Genomic DNA, 17834 nt, shown 5'->3' on the forward strand with positions numbered 1-17834 from the left:
AGAAGAACAGGTGACTGATCAACTGACCTACAATACGATCAAGGAATGGGATTCTACTGCTCATATGATCTTGATTTCAGAGCTCGAAAATACCTTCGACGTCATGTTGGATACAGACGATATCATCGATATGAGCACGGTGGCGAAAGCGAAAGAAATATTGGCCAAGTATGACGTCACATTCTGAATCTATAGTCCTTAAAGGTGGTTCAGTTCTTGTCACTGGTGCAACCGGTGATATTGGTCGCGCCATCGTCACTGAGTGCGTGCAAGCAGGTGCAGCCGTGTTCGCCGCAGGCAGAAATGAAGAGAAACTTAGTGCATTGGTGAGCCAGTTCGAAGAACGAGTTACGCCGCTTAATTATGACGTTACCGATGAAAAAGCAGTAAAAGAAGCCTTCCGGCACATTCAGAAACATCAGAATCAATCTAATGTGGGGCCTTTGATGGGCTTGGTAAACTGTGCGGGTATCATGGAGGAAGCTGCACTGTCAGTGAATTCCATGGACGGGCTCAAAAACCAACTGAATGTAAATTTCCTCGCACCTTATCAGCATATGCAACTGGCAAGTAGGCTCATGGCGCGACATCGTCACGGTAGTATCGTCAATATCGTTTCTCAAGTGGGCGAGTTAGGCGCAAATGGCATGAGTGCATATGGCGCCAGCAAAGCCGCACTAACCGGCGCCACGAAATCGCTGGCAAAGGAATTGGCGGCTATTGGTATTCGCGTGAACGCCATCGCGCCAGGGTTCATCGATACTGAGCTTACCCGCCATTTTGAATCTGATGCAAGAGCAGATATTGAAGGGCGTATTGCCATGAAACGGATAGGGCGAGCTGGTGATGTGGCAAGGGCAACCGTGTTCTTGTTATCTCGCCAATCAGCTTATACTACCGGGCATGTATTGCCTGTAGACGGACTGTTTAGCCCGTGAACGATGCGTTTTGGCGAGTCATCGACAAACACGATCCAAGCCAAAAGGCGCTCATCACTGACACGGCGATAATAACTTACCAGGAGCTCTGTCAGCAGGTAGGGCGTTGGGAGACACGATTAACTCAGGCTTTGCCTTGTCGGGGAGTCGTCGCTCTTTCCATGGACAATTCACCGGCGGCCATTTGTGCCTATCTGGCCTGTTTGCGTCTCACTTATCCCGTTATTCTTTATTCTTCTGTGTTATCAGAGGCGGGAAAAAAACAGTTATATAACACACTGTCGCCTCAACTCATTGTTGAGGGTCATGTAATAATTAATGGGCAATCTGGCCCGTATCCCCTTGATAAGGAACTCGCCGTTATCCTGACTACGTCAGGTTCTACCGGGGGCGGTAAATATGTTGCGCTGTCTTATGAAAATCTGAGAGCGAATACGGATTCAATCAGTGACTATTTGCCTATCATTGCTTCAGATGTTGCATTGCTTACTTTGCCATTGTCATATTCATACGGGCTTTCGGTACTCAATACCCATCTGAAAGCTGGAGCCTCGGTTCACCTGACGGCATTGACGATGATGAACAGAGAGTTCTGGACCTTACTGGAAGGACAATCCATTACGTCTTTATCAGGTGTGCCATCGTTTTATGAGATGTTGATCCGGCTGCGTTTTACAAACCGTCCTCTTCCTCAATTGCGATATTTTACCCAGGCAGGTGGAAAGCTTTCTGCCCCCTTGGTTAAAACATTAAGTGACTATGCCGATAAACATAACAAGCAATTTTACGTTATGTATGGGCAGACTGAGGCTACCGCACGAATGAGCTACTTAACCCCGGACAGGGTATCAGATAAACCAGGCTCTATAGGTCGCCCGGTTCCCGGTGGTACATTTTTTCTGGTCGATGATAAGGGCCAGAAAATCGGTGGCGCAGGCGTAGAAGGTGAGCTTGTTTATAAGGGCGCGAATATCATGCTTGGTTATGTGACTGGTGCGTCTGAACTTAGCAGCTTTACACCGAAGACACATCTCAATACTGGCGATTTGGCGCGGCGGGATGAAGATGGAGACTATTTCATTACCGGGCGCAAAAAGAGAATTATTAAGCTTTTCGGTGAAAGGTTGAGTTTAGATGGGCTGGAAAGCCTGTTTGCAGAAAAAGGGTGTAGTGTAAAAGTGACTGGCTGTGATGATTTTGTCGTGGTGGCTTGTCATCCTGCAGACGAAACGCAGGTGGAAACCCTGTTAGGCGAGATGGTTAACTGCCCACCAAAAGCACGTTGTGTCGTATGCATGCAACACTGGCCGTTATTGGCAAATGGCAAAACAGATTATGCCTCAATATTTAAAATGGTGGCCTCTTAGAATGTCGGATGACCCATTAGCGCACTACGACGAATTGTTTGCTGACTATGCATCGCAGCCAGTGTTTGGACTTTGTCAGCAAGAGAAATCACAACGTTTGCTCCCAATTTTTGAACAGTTGCATCAATTTCATTTGAGTCACTGTCAGGCGTATCACGCTTTGTTTGCTGGTATACCGCTTTCTTTTTCAGATGAAGACCAGCTACCCTTTTTGGCTGTGCGTTTATTCAAGCTAATGGATTTGCTCAGCGTGCCCCAAGATACTGTGTTTCGAGAGCTTCGTTCGTCGGGGACCACCGGCCAAACGCCAGCGCGAATTTCACTAGACCGGCAAACCAGTGCCAGGCAGAGTCGTGTTCTCGTCAATATTATGCAATCGTTTATCGGAAAGCAGCGTTTGCCTATGCTAATTATCGATTCACCGGGTGTGCTTAAAAATCCCCATCTCTCTGCACGGAGCGCGGGCATTCAGGGTATGGCTTTTTTTGGTCGGGGGCACACCTATGCCCTAAACAGCGACATGAGTATTAACGTTGAAGCCGTGAAAGAGTTTGCTAACAAGCACAGTGGCAAGCCGGTTTTGCTGTTTGGTTTTACCTTTATGGTATGGCTGCATTTTGTTAAGGCGCTTGAACAGGCTGATGTGTCTGTTGATTTGAGCCAGGGCATATTGGTTCACAGCGGTGGCTGGAAAAAACTGACAGACCAACAGGTCTCTAACGACACCTTTAAAAGTCGCCTGACATCCCTTACCGGAATAACCCGTATTCATAACTTTTACGGTATGGCTGAACAGGTTGGCAGTGTTTTCGTTGAGTGCGAGCAAGGTCACTTGCACGCGCCTTCTTATGCAGATGTTATCGTGCGATGTCCCTATTCTCTGGCGGCCTTACCTCATGGAGAAAAAGGGTTAATACAAGTGATTTCCACCATTCCAACCAGTTATCCGGGCTTCAGTATTCTCACTGAAGATATGGGAACCGTGTTGGGAGAAGATGATTGTAAATGTGGCAGAAAAGGACGCTATTTTAGTGTAGCCGGAAGGTTGCCTAAAACCGAAGTGCGGGGCTGCAGTGACACAGCGGGGCAATCGTGAATATCCAACAAATTCTTCCTTGTGAGGCTGAACTAAATGCCAGTTTATTACCGGCGATAAGTGCCAGCAACGGCTGTGCCGGCTCGCAGATTGTACTGGCGTTCGTTGAGGCGTTATCGAACGCGTTGCTAAAGCGACCTGAGAGCAGAGCACTACCTGAGTTAGTCGCATTGGGCTACTGGCTGCGTCGTGCCAATATCCAGCAGTTACTCAGTACATTGTCTGTTGGCGACTATAAGCCAGTTGGTCTCGTGGTGCATTACACACCTACCAATGTCGATACAATGTTTGTTTACAGCTGGGTTTGTGCGTTGTTAATGGGAAACCGAAACATTGTCCGCTTGTCCAGTCGTGAGAGTCACACTCAAAAGGTTTTGTTAGAGCTGATGGCAGCTGTCATGCAGCTACCCGATTACCAGGATGTGGCTGACGCAAATCAGTTTGTGCGCTTTGAGCGGGAGCATACTGACAACGCTTTTATCAGTTTACTTGCCGATGCGAGGGTGCTTTGGGGCGGTGATGAGAGTGTAAGTGCAATTCGGGCAATGCCTTGTAAGCCTCGATGCAGGGACATTAGCTTTGCCGATCGCTATTCTGCGTCGTACATCGATTTTTCCGGTGTCACTGACGTGCAAAGAACTGCAGAACTATTTTGGCGGGAATGTGAGCCCTTTGAACAACAGGCATGCTCGTCGCCCCGGTTGCTTTTCTGGCGAGGAAACAGCGAACAGTGGGCTTCATTTATTGATGAATTGTCTACTCTTACAAGTAGTATTACACCATCTTTAACCCTTAAAAATGAGCAGCTTGTATTCAGTCAGTGGTGTCAGGCTGACGGTTTAGTTGGCACCAGTGAGCAGGCGGGGGCTATAAATCTTGCTCATGTGAGCAAGTGGACAACGGATCTTCTGGCCCGTCATACAGGGCAATATTCGGTTTGTTGTATAGCGGTAAACAACGCGAAAGAGTTACTTGAGTACGACGATCCAAGATGGCAAACCCTGTCTTACGCAGGGATCAGCAAAGACGCACTTTTCAAGGTTTTGGGTGACGCGCCGATAGCAGGAATAGACAGAGTGGTTCCTCTGGGGAATGCGTTGGCATTTTCTTCCCTTTGGGATGGGTATGAGCTTTTAAGCCAGTTGGCACGTCGAGTGGTGTTTGAATGAAATTATCGGTGATTGTTCCTGCATACAATCTGGAAAAATACATTGATGCGTGTTTGCGTTCAGTTCTGGAGCAAACTGTCAAAGCGCCCTTTGAAGTCATTGTTTGCGATGATGCTTCCACAGATAGTACGGCAGATATTATCCGTGGGTTGGCTGAAGAGTTTGCTCACCTCAAAACCATAATTAAAAAGCAAAATGGCGGGCTGGCAAGTAACATGAAAACCTTGCTTGAGGCGGCTTCGGGCGATTACATCGCTTACCTCGACGGCGACGACATAGCCCTGCCAGGAAAGCTTCAAACCCAAATTGATTACCTGGATACGCATCACGACTGCCAAATGGTGTTTCACGAATCTGATATGTTCGACTCGGACACCAATGAAACTATTCGTTTGTACAGTCAGTCTTCCTATAACTGGGCGTATATCCCTCAGCGCTCTGATATCACTCACCTCATTCGGTACGGCACCTATTTGCAAGCGAGTAGCGTGATGTTTCGCCGCCATGCATGGTTAACAGAAACCGTGGCGCAAGATTGCAAAATTATACTGGATTACTCGTTCTATATCTTAAACGCAGGTTACCTGAACGCGAATATCGATTTTATTCCAAACGTGTTGGGCCGCTATCGCATTCATAAAGACAGTTTTGGTGCGCAAACTCAGCGCAGTACGGCCCGCCGGGAGCAAAGTCTGGCCGATATTTGTCATGCCTGTGAACTAGCCGCGCAATTTGGTGTAAGTGATAACGTTATAAAGGCTGGTATTGCTCATCATCAATACGCCGCTGCTCTATATTTTTTGTTTAGAGATAACACCGCCAAATTTCAGCAGTGGATAACCGAGTCTGCCAGTCAGGGTACTTTTTTTGACGATAAGCATCGCAGGGTGTATGAGCTTTGCAGCGACCCTGAGCAAGCCAAAGGCTGGCTGGCAAGGGAGAGTTCATCGTGAAACCATCCCTGGCTGTGGTGATATGTAATTATAATAAAATCCAATACCTTAAGGGGTGTCTCGATTCTCTTTGGGTAAGTAAGAAAGACTGGCCTGACATGAAGGTATTCGTTGTAGACAATGCATCGAAAGATGGCAGCCAGCAAATGATTCAGGCTGATTACGCCGATTGGGTGGAGCTTATCCCACTAGACACCAATACCGGAGGCGCTGGTGGCTTCTCCCGTGGGATGCAAGCCGCAGTGGCGTCCCAATGTGAGTATACCGCCTTACTCGACAACGACATTTTGCTGGACGACGACACACTGCCGGAATTGGTTTCATACCTACACACTCAACCGGCAGTTGGGGTGGCTGGCGCTAAAATTTGTACGATGGATAACCCGGATATCTTGCAGGAGCTAGGTGCATTTATCGATTGGGAAAATTACAACGTCAATACGCCATTAAAAGGGCAAAGAGACTCGATTAGTCTGCCAGCCTCTGTGGCGTGTGACTATGTGCCGGCGTGTTGTATGGTTACCCGTACCGATATTATCCGGCAGGTAGGCACCTTCGACGAAGCCCATTTTATTTATTGGGATGACATGGACTGGTGTACACGGGTAAAGCAGGCTGGATATGAAATTCACGCCGTCAGTAAGGCGAGAGTCAGACACAAAATGGGGGCGGTGAATACCCCTACTACCTTCAGCAATTACTATTTTGAACGCAACAGACTGCGTTTCTTTGCCAAGTATTTGTCAGAAGGTCAGTTTTTGCAATTTGCGAAAAAGCGCTGTAGCGAGCTAGCGCCTCAGATGTTCTTTGCATCTAGAAAAGGGCAGCAAAGCCAGGCGATGAGTGCGCAGATGGCGATAACCGATTTTGCCTGTGGCATAGGCTTTGCGCGACCCGATGCTGTTTTCGATAAACAAGCTTATGATATTAAACAGCAATTTTCTCAGGCAAAGCCACTGATGCTCATCGGTGATGATGATCATCAAATAGAAAAGGTAAAAACACGGTTGATTGCCGCAGGGTTGCCGCTGACAGATAGCTGCACTGGAGAGATGACGCGGATTCATGTGTGTTCGCACATTCTCGCACTTGACGAGGCGAATGCTGAATGGGTGGTGGACGATTACCTGAATGTATGCGAGGCCGCGAAATTGCCAGCGCTTAAAGGATTGTATGAGCAGTTCGTCTTGATGTTTCGCACGATTCAGGAGCCCGTATTTGTTCGCCAAATGATGATTGGGTATGACAGCGTCGCTGCCAGCCTGGGGGCGTAGGGAAAAGCATGACTATCTACGATAAAATTCTATCTGCGAGTGAAAACACTGATATTAAAATCGTGACCTTTGATATTTTTGATACCTTGGTCTTTCGTCATGTCGGGTTGCCCACGGATGTCTTTGAGCATATCCCTGTGCAGGACATTGGACTCGCTGGCATCGACAGAAAAGATTATCGAATTTTAAGAGAGCAAGCAGAACGCATTGCCAGGCAAAGATTTAATCAAACAGAAGATATCGCTTTTGAATCTATTTTTGCTTGTATGCCTTTCAGTGAGAACGTTCAAAGGGCTTTGGCGAAGGCAGAACTGGAGATCGAACGAACCGTTAGTATAGTTAACCCTAAGATGGTCGATTTAATTCGAAAGTTGATGAGTCGTGGACTAACCGTATCGTTCATTTCCGACATGTATTTTTCAGCTCAGCAAATTCGGGATACTTTTTTCTCGACAGAGCCTGAACTACGAGATTTACCGCTATACGTGTCATCAGAGACGGGTAAGACGAAATTCAGTGGCAGCATGTTTTCTTATCTTGCTGACAAACTGGGTTGGGAGCCAAAGCACTGGCTTCATGTAGGCGATAACGCAGACGCTGACATAAAATCCGCAAATGCGACAGGGATCCAAACATGTCGCTTTCATCCGTCTTTAGATAGTTGGTCTATCCGACACTTGGAAAAACGGCAATTCCTGAATGGCGAAACATCCTCGGCAGTGCGTCTGCTCGCCTCTATGAATGACGATTTTGCCTCATCCATTGGCAAAATTGCTTACGATACCGGTGCATTTGTATGGGGGCCGGTAATGGAGACTTTTGCAGACTGGATAATCGAGCAGACTCAGCAAACCCAATGCAAACACATTCTTTGTCTGATGCGAGAGGGTTACTTGTTTGCGCCCATTGTAGAAAAACGACTTTCGCTAAGGGGAATAACAGATATTCAGGTAAGTCGGTTTTACGTATCCAGGAAGTCGGCGTTCTGGCCGGGCATAGATACCTCCAAAGCAGGGTGGCTGGATACAGTGATGGACACCCTGATGACCTATCGGGGTTATACACTGCAGAATTTTGTCGATGATTTTCACGCCGACCCCGCTTTGTGTGATGTGTTGTCTCCAGACTTACCGTTAAAGAATATCGAGGGTATTTTTATAGAAGCTGAACCCTTGTATCAGCGGCTTCGCAAAGAAGCGATGAAAAACGAAAGTGCATTACGGCAACGCATCAGTCAGCAAAGAGCGCTTCTCTCCAACTATCTTAGCCAGCTTACTTCCCGTGATTACAGTGAATGTGCAGTGGTCGATTTTGGTAATGGCGGTACCATTCAACATAGTTTGGAGCAAATTTTCTCAACTCAGGCCGGTGCGAATCTACTCTTTTATTCATCGTTGAGGGCGTATCGATTCGTTGATAAAACCCTTTATCGAGCTTTCATCTCGGTAGGAAATGAAAAATTCCGGTTAAGTGAGCGGCTTTCTCGTTCGCCAGAATGTATTGAAGCGCTGCTCTTGGGAGAGGGCGGTTCTACGTTGTATTACGAAACATGTGGTAGTCATGTAAAGCCAGTGACTGCCGAAGGTATTATTGCAAATAAGGAAATCTGTTCGCAGTTTTTATCAGGTTGCTTGTCGTATATAGAGACTGCCTTTGAGGCAAATCACCCCAGGTTGAGCAACGATTGTGTCCAGGCCGTAGTGGCAAGGTATCTGCTTATGCCTACCCGTGAAGAAGCCGCACTATTTGAACACCTGCTTCATCAGGATAACTTTGGTACCGATGGAGAATACCCGGTAATAGATGATGAGCAGAAAGAACGGGTTCGTCGTGCTGGCTTGAAAGAGGCCTTTATTGAGTCCGGACAGAGTAATCGCTGGGAGCTTGGAGAAATACATTGGCCTGCGGGCGTAATTGCATTGGAGGATGAGACTTTCCTGACTCGGGTCCACGGGCTTCTCGAAAACGACAACAAATATTACATTGAGGCACTGATTGATAAATTGCTGGCCTTAGGTTGGCAAAACGTCACCATCTATGGCGCCGGTGAGTTTTTTCTGCAGGCGTTACCTTTGCTAAAACAGCACCGTATTTCTCTTTCACATGTGGTAGACCGGCGAGCTGGCTCTGCAGAAGGTTATCAGGTAGCCGGATATGATGTGGTCACCCTCGATACTGCATTGGATGAAGGTGCCAATTACTTCGTGATCACTTCTCACGCTTTTAGAGAGGAAATTGCAGACACAATCGCTCAAGCGGCGGCGATTCGCCAGCGTTCAGACCTAGTCATGGTAAGTGTATAAATGTCACCTCAAGAGCCTGTACCAGTTGTTTCAGTCCTGATACCTTGTTTTAACGTTACCACGTTTATTGATGAAACCATGGAATCCTTGATGGTTCAAACCCACAGGGATTTTGAAGTAGTACTTTTAGACGATGGTTCCAGTGATGGCTCATTACACAAACTTAAAGCGTGGCAGGATAGAGACCCTCGGATCAGGTTAATAAGTCACGGTGAAAATAAAGGTATTATCGCGGCTCGAAACACATTATTGCACGAGGCGCGAGGAGAATATCTGGCTTGGCTGGATGCCGATGATGTTGCTCGGGCAGATAGGTTTGAAAAACAACTGGCATTTCTTAACACGCATACTGAATATGCCGCTGTCACTTGTGAATACATCGAATTTTCAGCGCAAGACGAAATTTATCGCGCCAGACAACCACAGGACGTATCAGCCGATGCGCTCTTATTCTATAACTATGTGCTAAATCCGGGTGCAATGGTGAGAGCTTCTGTTGTGGTGAAACATCATATTAAGTTCGATGCGACACTAGCTGGTGCCAGTGACTATCAATTTTGGGTTGATGTAAGCAAAGCAGGACCTATCGGGATCATCCATGAACCTTTAGTGCGTTACCGCCGGCATGAAAAACAAGAGTCAACGGCGCAGATTAAAAGGCAACTCCGCGGCTGTCAGCAAATCGTACTTCGGCAACTCAAGGCGCTTGGTATAAATGATGTGAAAGAGTCTGACATGGCGCAATTTTTGATTTATCCTGCTGATATTCTCGGATTGCCATACTCTCGCCATACTATGAGACGAAGTTGCGCTATAGGAGAATCACTGATTTCGCTTCTACCCCATGGGCAGTATGGCAACTATGCCAAAACTCTAACGATTCACCTACTTAGACGTCACGCTGTTCGAAGTGGAATAGGCGGTTTATATCTATATATTAAAACGGTAGGTTTGCGTGCCTTTTTAAAAGGGAAGTATTGTGGATTATCACTGTTATTGGATTGCCTCCGAAAAAAATTTTAACAATGCTGTGGTTGTGCAGCAATTGCAAAGCTCACTTAGCAGAAACAAACTACTATGATTGACACGATTAATATTCATCTGCATGACGATGAAGCAGCGCAAGTAGCCGCAGAAAGAGCATTTTCGGCCATCATGCACCGAAATTATGCGCGGAACGTCTCGGCGTTTAATCACCATATTCCCCCCGTTGCTGAAATGATCAAACAAGCCCCTTCGGGAAATATATCGGTTTTTTGTAATAAGTTTGATGAAGCGAATATCGTTGACTACGGCGAAGGGCGGGTATTTTATGGCTTGCACCCGAGAAAGGAAGTGGAAGCACAGTTTCAGTCTTTTCAGCAACAGCCTTTGTGTTTTAACGTCGGGCAACGTCATGATCGCAATGCGGATGAGGATCTTTTACGAGAGGCCCAACTCTTACCTTATTTTGGAGAGTCTTTACCTGCGCATGTCCCTGTCATGGTGGTATTTGGTATTGGGCTGGGATATCACATTGAAAGCCTGCTCAAACACCATCAGATTTCACACCTCATCATATACGAGCCGGATTTACAGATTTTCAAAAGCTCTGTCCTGGTTGCGCCCTGGCAGGACATGTTACGGACAGCAAAGGACAAAAAGACAACGGTTTATCTCCAAGTCGGCAACGATGGAAACAGCTTTTTTAATGACATAAAAGAATTGTCTGCTGCGGTGTCATTTTCGAAAGTATACCTCTACAGGCACTACAATACTCCTCAGTTCAATCACATCGTCTATGATTTGGCCGTCAATGGTCTGCATGTTGGGGAGGCTCCTCACGGTGGGCGAAGCGCAGCACTTCCAGCTCAGTATATACCTCGATGGACAGGGAGTTACCAGCCTGAACACTGGCTTCCGGTAAAACACAGTGAGAGATACGAAGCAAATCTGGAAGCGTTTAAAAAGTACGTACCCGAAGTTTATGCGCAGTTTGAGGATTATCAGCCCCAAACCTGGGTAGCGGTCCAAGATGGAGATGACATAAACCTTATTCATCGTAAATTGTTACTTTCCTGGTATGCAGGTAGGCCGTCGAAGGTCAGTGAAGCGCAATTTGAAGGGTTTTGTAGGCATCCACGAAAAGACGGAATCGTATTGGGATATAAGGGAGACAAGCTCAAGCATTACCTTCACTACCAGTTCGTGGCCAAAAGTGAAGAAATTCTTGATGAAGTGCACGAAAGACAACAGTCACTACCCGACCGCGTTAAATCACTAATCGTTTTTGGTTTAGGCAGTGGCTATGATCTTGAAGCGCTGACAAACCATCGTACTGTGGAAAAATTGTTTATCTGCGAGCCAAACAGAGACTTCTTCTATGCCTCACTCTACGCCATTGACTGGGCTGCAATCTTAAAGCGCATTGATGAGCAAGAGGGCCGGATTTATCTGAATGTTGGCGACGATGGCACGAACCTTTTTACGGACCTCATTAACCAGTTCCATTCAATTGGTCCTTACGTACTAGCGCAAACGTATTTTTATCAAAGTTATGTCGACGAGAAGCTCGATGATGCGATAGCAAAACTTCGAGAGCAGTTGCAAGTGGTTATTGCGATGGGAGAGTATTTTGATCACGCGTATTACGGCATAAGCCATACTCGGGCATCTATACTCAGACAACACCGTTTCTTACAAAAAGGGGCATCGGCAATCTTGGGTGAGAGATGTTGTGAAACGCCTGTTTTTATTGTGGGGAATGGTCCTTCAGTAGATGAGGCAATTGAGACAATAAAAGCCTACCAAGATAGTGCAATCATTATCAGTTGTGGAACTGCTATTAAAGTGTTGCACCGGCACGGCATTAAGCCCGACTTTCATGCTGAAATTGAACAGAACCGCTCCACATTTGATTGGGCGAAATCAGTATACGACGATGGGTTTCTCAAACAAATTGATTTGCTCTCTTGCAACGGGTTTCACCCGGACACTAGTGGGTTGTTCCGGCAGTGTTATCTTGCTTTTAAAGAAGGTGAGTCTTCCAGTTTATCGACTTTGCGCGCTACAGATGCCTCTAAGTATACGCGCTTGAAATTTGCGTTTCCCACGGTGTCCAATTTTGTTGCTAATGTAGTGTTGGCATGGGGAATGAAGCAACTGTATCTCTTTGGTGTTGATTTAGGTTTTAAGGATGCCAAGAAACACCATTCTAAATCTTCTGGTTACTATAATGAAGATGGCGAAGAAGTGTATGATTACAGTGAGAAGAATAATGTTTCTATTCGTGTTCCCGGGAATTTTTCGCCTTTGGTAAATACCAAGTATGAATTTAAAGTAGCGGCAACCTCACTTGAACAGGCCTTCGCTGCCTACAAACCAGAGTGCTATAACACTGCTGACGGTGCAAAAATTCGCGGTGCAGTGCCACTTCAACTCGACATGATACTTGTTGCGAAAGACACGGCATTGAAAGAGAGAACATTGGATGTCCTTCGCAACAGGGTGTATGCAGCTCTCTCAGCCGAATCATTTTTCGAACGCTATAACCAACAGTTTTCTGAAGATTTACTTCAGCAGGATCTGCGGGAACTTAAAAATAGTATTGAAACTCGGTTTGACAGTGAACAACAAATCGAAAAAATGATGGAACGACAGAAGATAAAACTGTTTGATTCTTACAGCCAAGGGAAAAGCTTACTGTTTTATTATTTTTACGGCTCGATGAACTACTACCACGCGGTGCTCAGTAAAATTATGGGAGCAGGCCTGGACGCTGAAGATACTGTTTTATTGTGTGAACAGGTGAGGGAATACTGGCAAACCTACTTCTCACGAATGTGTCAGCAACTTTCCTTACCTGAGCTCGCCTATGATGTATCGACTGCAATAGCGCAGCGTCGTGTGTATACATGCCTTGCTGATAGCCTCAAAGGTAGCGCATTGACGGTGGTGACGGATAACGGGAGTTTTGCTAAATCATTACAAGCAGTTGTCAAAGATAACGATTTTGATTTGACCCTTCGTTTTCTGCCGTTAGATGTAGATAGCGCAGAATGCGACGCATTGAACAACAATATTCCGGTTGTTATTTATATTAAAGGAACGCCACAGCAGCAAGTTCTTACATGGGTCGAAAAAATCAAACGGCGGGTTATCGTGATAAGCGACGCTCCACAGGATGATGGTTCGACGTTGTTGGATTCTGGAAATGTTATGCTGTTGCGCTTAGCTGGAAATAGTATGGAAGATGATGACATGCCTCTTCAGTCTAACGAGCATTTTCGAGCATCTATGTTAGTCAGCGTTTTCCAACAATATGAGCTGTTTGACCTTGTTCTTCCCAAAGTATTGCTATTCGAGAACAATACATCGCCGTATCCGTTGTTCGAAGAGAGGTTAAATAATTATCAGGTATACGACATTCAAAGTGGTTTGGCGTTTAGCTCGAAAGCGTTGAGCAACGATGCTTTATTGATGCCAAGTGGTCACCGCGCTATGTGCTCATCCGAGCCAGTCAGTTGGGACTGTTTAGCAACAGATACTTACGACTTGGACCGGTTGCGCGAGTATAGAGAAAAACAACTGTCACTGAGGCCCTGGTTGAAAAACAAGTGAATATGTCTGCTTAAATAAAGATTTTGGGCAGAGGGTCGATAAAAGAAAGAATCGATAACCATAACTGAGTAAGTATGCGCGTTTTAGCTCTCGTTGAGTCACCTTTTCATCTTATTTGCCTCAATGAAGCCATTGAGGCAATGGAGATAAGTTTCCTGGACGTAATAGTTGTCGCAAGTCAGCAAAGCAGAAATTTTTCTCAACTTAAAGCGGTTCAGGAGTGCTTTTGGCGTCTGACATCCCAAAAAGTAAGCTGGCATTACGGAGACACAGATAAAGCTAATGGTAAAAGCCTTTACGATAGGATCAGTGTGTACGGAACTCCTTTTCAGGCATTGCGTCATCACAGCTACCAACGCTTACTCATTTCAGATTTTCGTTCTCAGTGGCAGTACGATATTGCAGCAACGCTTTCGGAGACTGATACGTGGATGATAGATGATGGCACCGCCACCTTGTCTTATCTTCACTACCATGTTCCGAAAGGCGTGCAGTTCAGTTTGCCTGTCTATGGAACGCCAGAGCGCAGGCAAGAAGCAAAGGATGTCAAAAGAGATTTCGGCCTTTCAACAAGTAACGCCCCTGGCTTACTCCAACTTTTTACTATGTTTCCACAGTACGTTCCTGCGGATGTTCCATTTATCTATAACTCTTTAAAAATGGTCTCAAAAACGTTTTCCAGTGTGGATGAGGATAGTGCCGTGATTGTTGGTGCTAAAGTGTTGGAAAGAGATTTTTGCAGTGTACAGGAGTACCATGATTTTATCGGTGGAATTGTTGCCGCTTGCCCCGGAAAAGTAATCTACATCCCACATCGCGGACAATCTCAGCGTTTCAATGATGAGCTGGCCGCAGCATTCCCCTCATTGTCTATTTCTTATATTGAGGAACCCCTGGAGTTGTGGCTGCGACAGCAGGATTGTCCCCCTGCCAGTATCCACGGGTTCGTCTCTACAGTGTTTTACATCGCCGCTATTGCCTTTAAACAGCTATCCCTATATTGCTATACGCCAACAGAAACTATGATGGCGGGGGCAGAAAAGGGCGGTGTGTATGGCAGTGATTGTTTTACAAATCGAGAAGCTGTAATGATAAATTACACTTGCCTTCCTGATACTGTTCGCCTGGTTACACAGGATAAAGAGGTAATTTTCCATGGGTAAAACGGTTTGTATTATTCCGGCCAGAGGTGGGTCGAAAGGCGTGCCTGGTAAAAATATCCGCCCCCTGCAAGGTGTGCCTTTAGTCGCTCACAGTATTCTTCAGGCAAACGCCGCTTCTGCAGTAGATGCTGTCTATGTGACGAGCGATGATGCCAGTATATTAGCAGTAGCTGAAAAGTACGGCGCGACACCAATTTTACGACCTGAAGCCATCAGTGGCGACACGGCATCGTCGGAATCAGCTTTGTTGCATGCATTAGAGGTCATTGAAAAAGGCGGCGAAGCAGTATCTTTGGTGGTTTTTTTGCAGTGTACTTCACCTGTCAGGGCGTTAAATGATATAGATAACGCTGTTGCTACATTACGGGCTGAAGGGGCAGACTCTCTGCTATCGGTAGTGAACAGCCATCGTTTTTTCTGGGAGAAGACGCCTGCTGGCGCTAAATCTGTCAACTACGATTATAAGAACAGGCCCAGACGGCAGGACATGTCACCTCAGTATCAAGAAAATGGCTCAATTTACATTTTTACGCCAACCATATTAAAGCAACATAGAAACAGGCTTGGAGGCTCTATTTCATTGTATGAAATGGAAGAGAGTAGCAACGTGGACATCGATACTGAACATGACTTTTTACTTGCTCAATCTATGATTGCTCAGTTTGTGACAGCAGAGAATTCTGATGATTATTGAAAGGGAAATTGACAAGTTTATTTTGCCTGCTGACAAATCAGTGGCTGACGCCCTGGAAGCCTTAAATGCAAATAAACATCAAATTGTATTTGTGGTTGATAGTCAGCGACATTTACTTGGCTGCTTTACCGATGGTGATTTCAGACGATGGGTACTCAGACAATCGCCTATCGATATTCAGCAATCAGTATCGGTGGCTATGAATACCCGCTGTGTGTCATACTTCGAAGAGCAAGGTTTGGAAGTACTGGAATCCCGTTTAAACGAACATACCAAATATGTACCCGTGCTCGACAGCCAGGCTCGTATTTGTGGAATAGCCCGGCGTCAGTCTCCCGTCGTTGCTATAGATACTTTTACCGTTTCCCGAGCTGGGCAAACCTTGATCATTGCTGAAATAGGCAACAATCACAATGGCAGTTTATCTAACGCTTATGCTTTGGTAGATGCTGCCATCGATGCAGGCGCAGATTGTGTTAAATTCCAAATGCGAGATATGGCATCGTTATATATCAATAGCGGAGATGCCGACGATGCCAGCGAAGATCTCGGGTCGCAATATGTATTATCTTTGCTTAAAAAATATCAGTTGAGCGATGCTGAGTTCGCTCAACTTTTCGCATATTGTAAAGAAAAGAAAATAACCGTGCTGTGTACGCCGTTTGACAAAGTGAGTGCGAATAAACTCAACGCACTGGCTGTGCCTGCTTTTAAAGTGGCGTCAGCAGATCTCACTAATCACCCTCTTTTGTTGCATTTGTGTGCCATGGGCAAACCCCTTATTGTTTCTACCGGTATGGCTACAGAAGAAGAAATCAGTGCGGCGGTTAGTTTGTTAAACGGGCAAGGTGCAAGTTATGTACTTCTCCACTGTAACTCAACGTATCCCGCACCGTTTAAGGATATTAATTTACGCTATTTAGAAAAGCTTGGTGAATTAAATCAAGGGTTAGTTGGCTATTCGGGGCACGAGCGTGATATTCATGTAGCCGTAGCAGCGGTAGCGCTTGGCGCGAAAGTAGTGGAAAAACACTTTACACTCGATCGCTCACTAGAAGGAAATGATCATAAAGTAAGTCTGCTTCCCCAGGAATTCAAAGCAATGGTAAAAGGTATTCGTCAGGTTGAGGAGGCGCTCGGTACTGCAGACAAGCGAAGCCTCAGTCAAGGCGAAATGATGAACCGGGAAGTGTTGGCCAAAAGCGTCTATGCAGAGCAAGCCATTTTGAAGGGTACCTTGATTACTCCACAGATGGTGACTGTAAAAAGTCCGGGGAAAGGCTTATCGCCAGACAAAATGCCTTTGCTAATCGGTACTGTTGCAAAAAGAAATATGACGGCGGGAGAAGCTTTTTTTCCATCAGATTTATCTAAAGACGTTATGAGTAGGAAAACGTCGTTTACTCTACCTGGCAGTTTTGGCATTCCTGTTCGATATCACGATGTGGCTTTGGCTGATGAGTCACAGTTTGACATGCTGGAATTCCACCTTAGTTTCAAAGATCTAGCGTTGTCTCCACAAAGTTACCTCTCGACGACATTGAATAAACGGGTTGTAGTACATGCCCCTGAACTGTTCGAGTCTGATCACACTCTGGATCTGGCGTCACAGAGCGAGCAATACCGAGCAACGTCTATAACTTGGTTAAATCAAGTGCTGGATGTAGCCAGGGAAATCAAACAATTTTATCCGGCCACGAAAAACATTCCTGTTGTTGTCAATGCCGGAGGCTTTTCTCAAAATTACTTTGTTGATGATGACGAGAAAACTGCTATGTACGAACGAGTGGCAGAATCAATATCTAAGTTAAACCTGGCTGACGTTGACTTGCTCATTCAGTCAATGCCTCCTTTTCCCTGGCATTTTGGCGGCCAGCGATACCACAATTTGTTCGTCAAACCCGATGAAATTGCTACATTTTGTGATACACATAATGTCAATGTTTGCCTTGATGTTTCTCATAGCTGGCTTGCTGCTAACTATTTTGAGCTCAATATTGAGCACTTTTTTTCTTCCATCGGCCATCGGGTTAAGCACTTACACATTGCAGACGCTCGTGGGGTAGATGATGAAGGCTTACAGTTTGGCGAGGGAGATTTGCCTGTTAAACGTGTATTTTCGTTGTATCAGAAACACTGTCCCTCTGCCACATGGTTACCGGAAATATGGCAAGGCCACAAAAACCAGGGCGAGGGCTTTTGGAATGCTTTTGCTAAGTTGGAGCGCATTCTGCGTAGCGAATAATAATCATCTGAGGCCAACAGAGAATAGAGGTTG

The 17834-nt window shown here is 45.9% G+C and carries 13 protein-coding genes; all 13 read left to right on the forward strand.

All coding sequences use genetic code 11. The features are described 5' to 3' along the window. The first annotated feature begins 10 nt into the window (after nt 1-10). The 13 genes from ACXACM_RS09525 to ACXACM_RS09585 all read left to right on the forward strand — a co-directional run bounded on the left by ACXACM_RS09525 (nt 11) and on the right by ACXACM_RS09585 (nt 17801). Entirely contained in the window at nt 11-187 is a 177-nt protein-coding gene (locus ACXACM_RS09525) for an acyl carrier protein (RefSeq protein WP_474821341.1), read from the forward strand. Further along, a complete protein-coding gene (locus ACXACM_RS09530) occupies nt 171-938 on the forward strand; it encodes an SDR family NAD(P)-dependent oxidoreductase (RefSeq protein WP_474821343.1) in 768 nt (255 codons plus the stop codon). The genes ACXACM_RS09525 and ACXACM_RS09530 overlap by 17 nt, the downstream gene beginning before the upstream one ends. Further along, entirely contained in the window at nt 935-2305 is a 1371-nt protein-coding gene (locus tag ACXACM_RS09535; protein ID WP_474821345.1) for an AMP-binding protein, read from the forward strand. Before ACXACM_RS09530 ends, ACXACM_RS09535 begins: the two co-directional genes overlap by 4 nt. Before the next feature lies 1 nt (nt 2306). Next, on the forward strand, nt 2307-3401 hold the full coding sequence (locus ACXACM_RS09540) for a LuxE/PaaK family acyltransferase (RefSeq protein ID WP_474821347.1): 1095 nt from the start codon (nt 2307-2309) through the stop codon (nt 3399-3401). Beyond that, nucleotides 3398-4570: an acyl-CoA reductase gene (locus tag ACXACM_RS09545; RefSeq protein ID WP_474821349.1), complete on the forward strand. Its 1173-nt coding sequence runs from the start codon at nt 3398-3400 to the stop codon at nt 4568-4570. The genes ACXACM_RS09540 and ACXACM_RS09545 overlap by 4 nt, the downstream gene beginning before the upstream one ends. After that, the gene (locus ACXACM_RS09550) at nt 4567-5523 is read left to right on the forward strand and encodes a glycosyltransferase family 2 protein (protein ID WP_474821350.1); all 957 of its coding nucleotides are present in this window, start codon (nt 4567-4569) and stop codon (nt 5521-5523) included. Before ACXACM_RS09545 ends, ACXACM_RS09550 begins: the two co-directional genes overlap by 4 nt. Beyond that, on the forward strand, nt 5520-6797 hold the full coding sequence (locus tag ACXACM_RS09555; protein ID WP_474821352.1) for a glycosyltransferase family 2 protein: 1278 nt from the start codon (nt 5520-5522) through the stop codon (nt 6795-6797). Before ACXACM_RS09550 ends, ACXACM_RS09555 begins: the two co-directional genes overlap by 4 nt. An 8-nt stretch (nt 6798-6805) precedes the next feature. Next, nucleotides 6806-9100 carry an HAD family hydrolase gene (locus ACXACM_RS09560; RefSeq protein WP_474821353.1) on the forward strand — a complete coding sequence of 765 codons (2295 nt, stop codon included), beginning with the start codon at nt 6806-6808 and terminating at the stop codon, nt 9098-9100. Beyond that, nucleotides 9101-10123: a glycosyltransferase family 2 protein gene (locus tag ACXACM_RS09565; RefSeq protein WP_474821354.1), complete on the forward strand. Its 1023-nt coding sequence runs from the start codon at nt 9101-9103 to the stop codon at nt 10121-10123. It abuts the gene before it with no gap. 54 nt (nt 10124-10177) lie between these two features. Next, a complete protein-coding gene (locus tag ACXACM_RS09570) occupies nt 10178-13699 on the forward strand; it encodes a 6-hydroxymethylpterin diphosphokinase MptE-like protein (protein ID WP_474821356.1) in 3522 nt (1173 codons plus the stop codon). A gap of 74 nt (nt 13700-13773) precedes the next feature. Further along, on the forward strand, nt 13774-14862 hold the full coding sequence (locus ACXACM_RS09575; protein WP_474821357.1) for a hypothetical protein: 1089 nt from the start codon (nt 13774-13776) through the stop codon (nt 14860-14862). Next, nucleotides 14855-15556: an acylneuraminate cytidylyltransferase family protein gene (locus ACXACM_RS09580; protein ID WP_474821358.1), complete on the forward strand. Its 702-nt coding sequence runs from the start codon at nt 14855-14857 to the stop codon at nt 15554-15556. The genes ACXACM_RS09575 and ACXACM_RS09580 overlap by 8 nt, the downstream gene beginning before the upstream one ends. Continuing rightward, nucleotides 15546-17801 (forward strand): N-acetylneuraminate synthase family protein, encoded by a 2256-nt coding sequence (locus ACXACM_RS09585; protein ID WP_474821360.1) that lies wholly within the window; start codon nt 15546-15548, stop codon nt 17799-17801. Before ACXACM_RS09580 ends, ACXACM_RS09585 begins: the two co-directional genes overlap by 11 nt. The last annotated feature ends 33 nt before the right edge of the window (nt 17802-17834 follow it).

The sequence above is a fragment of the Alteromonas sp. AWQ4_252 genome (assembly GCF_056158205.1).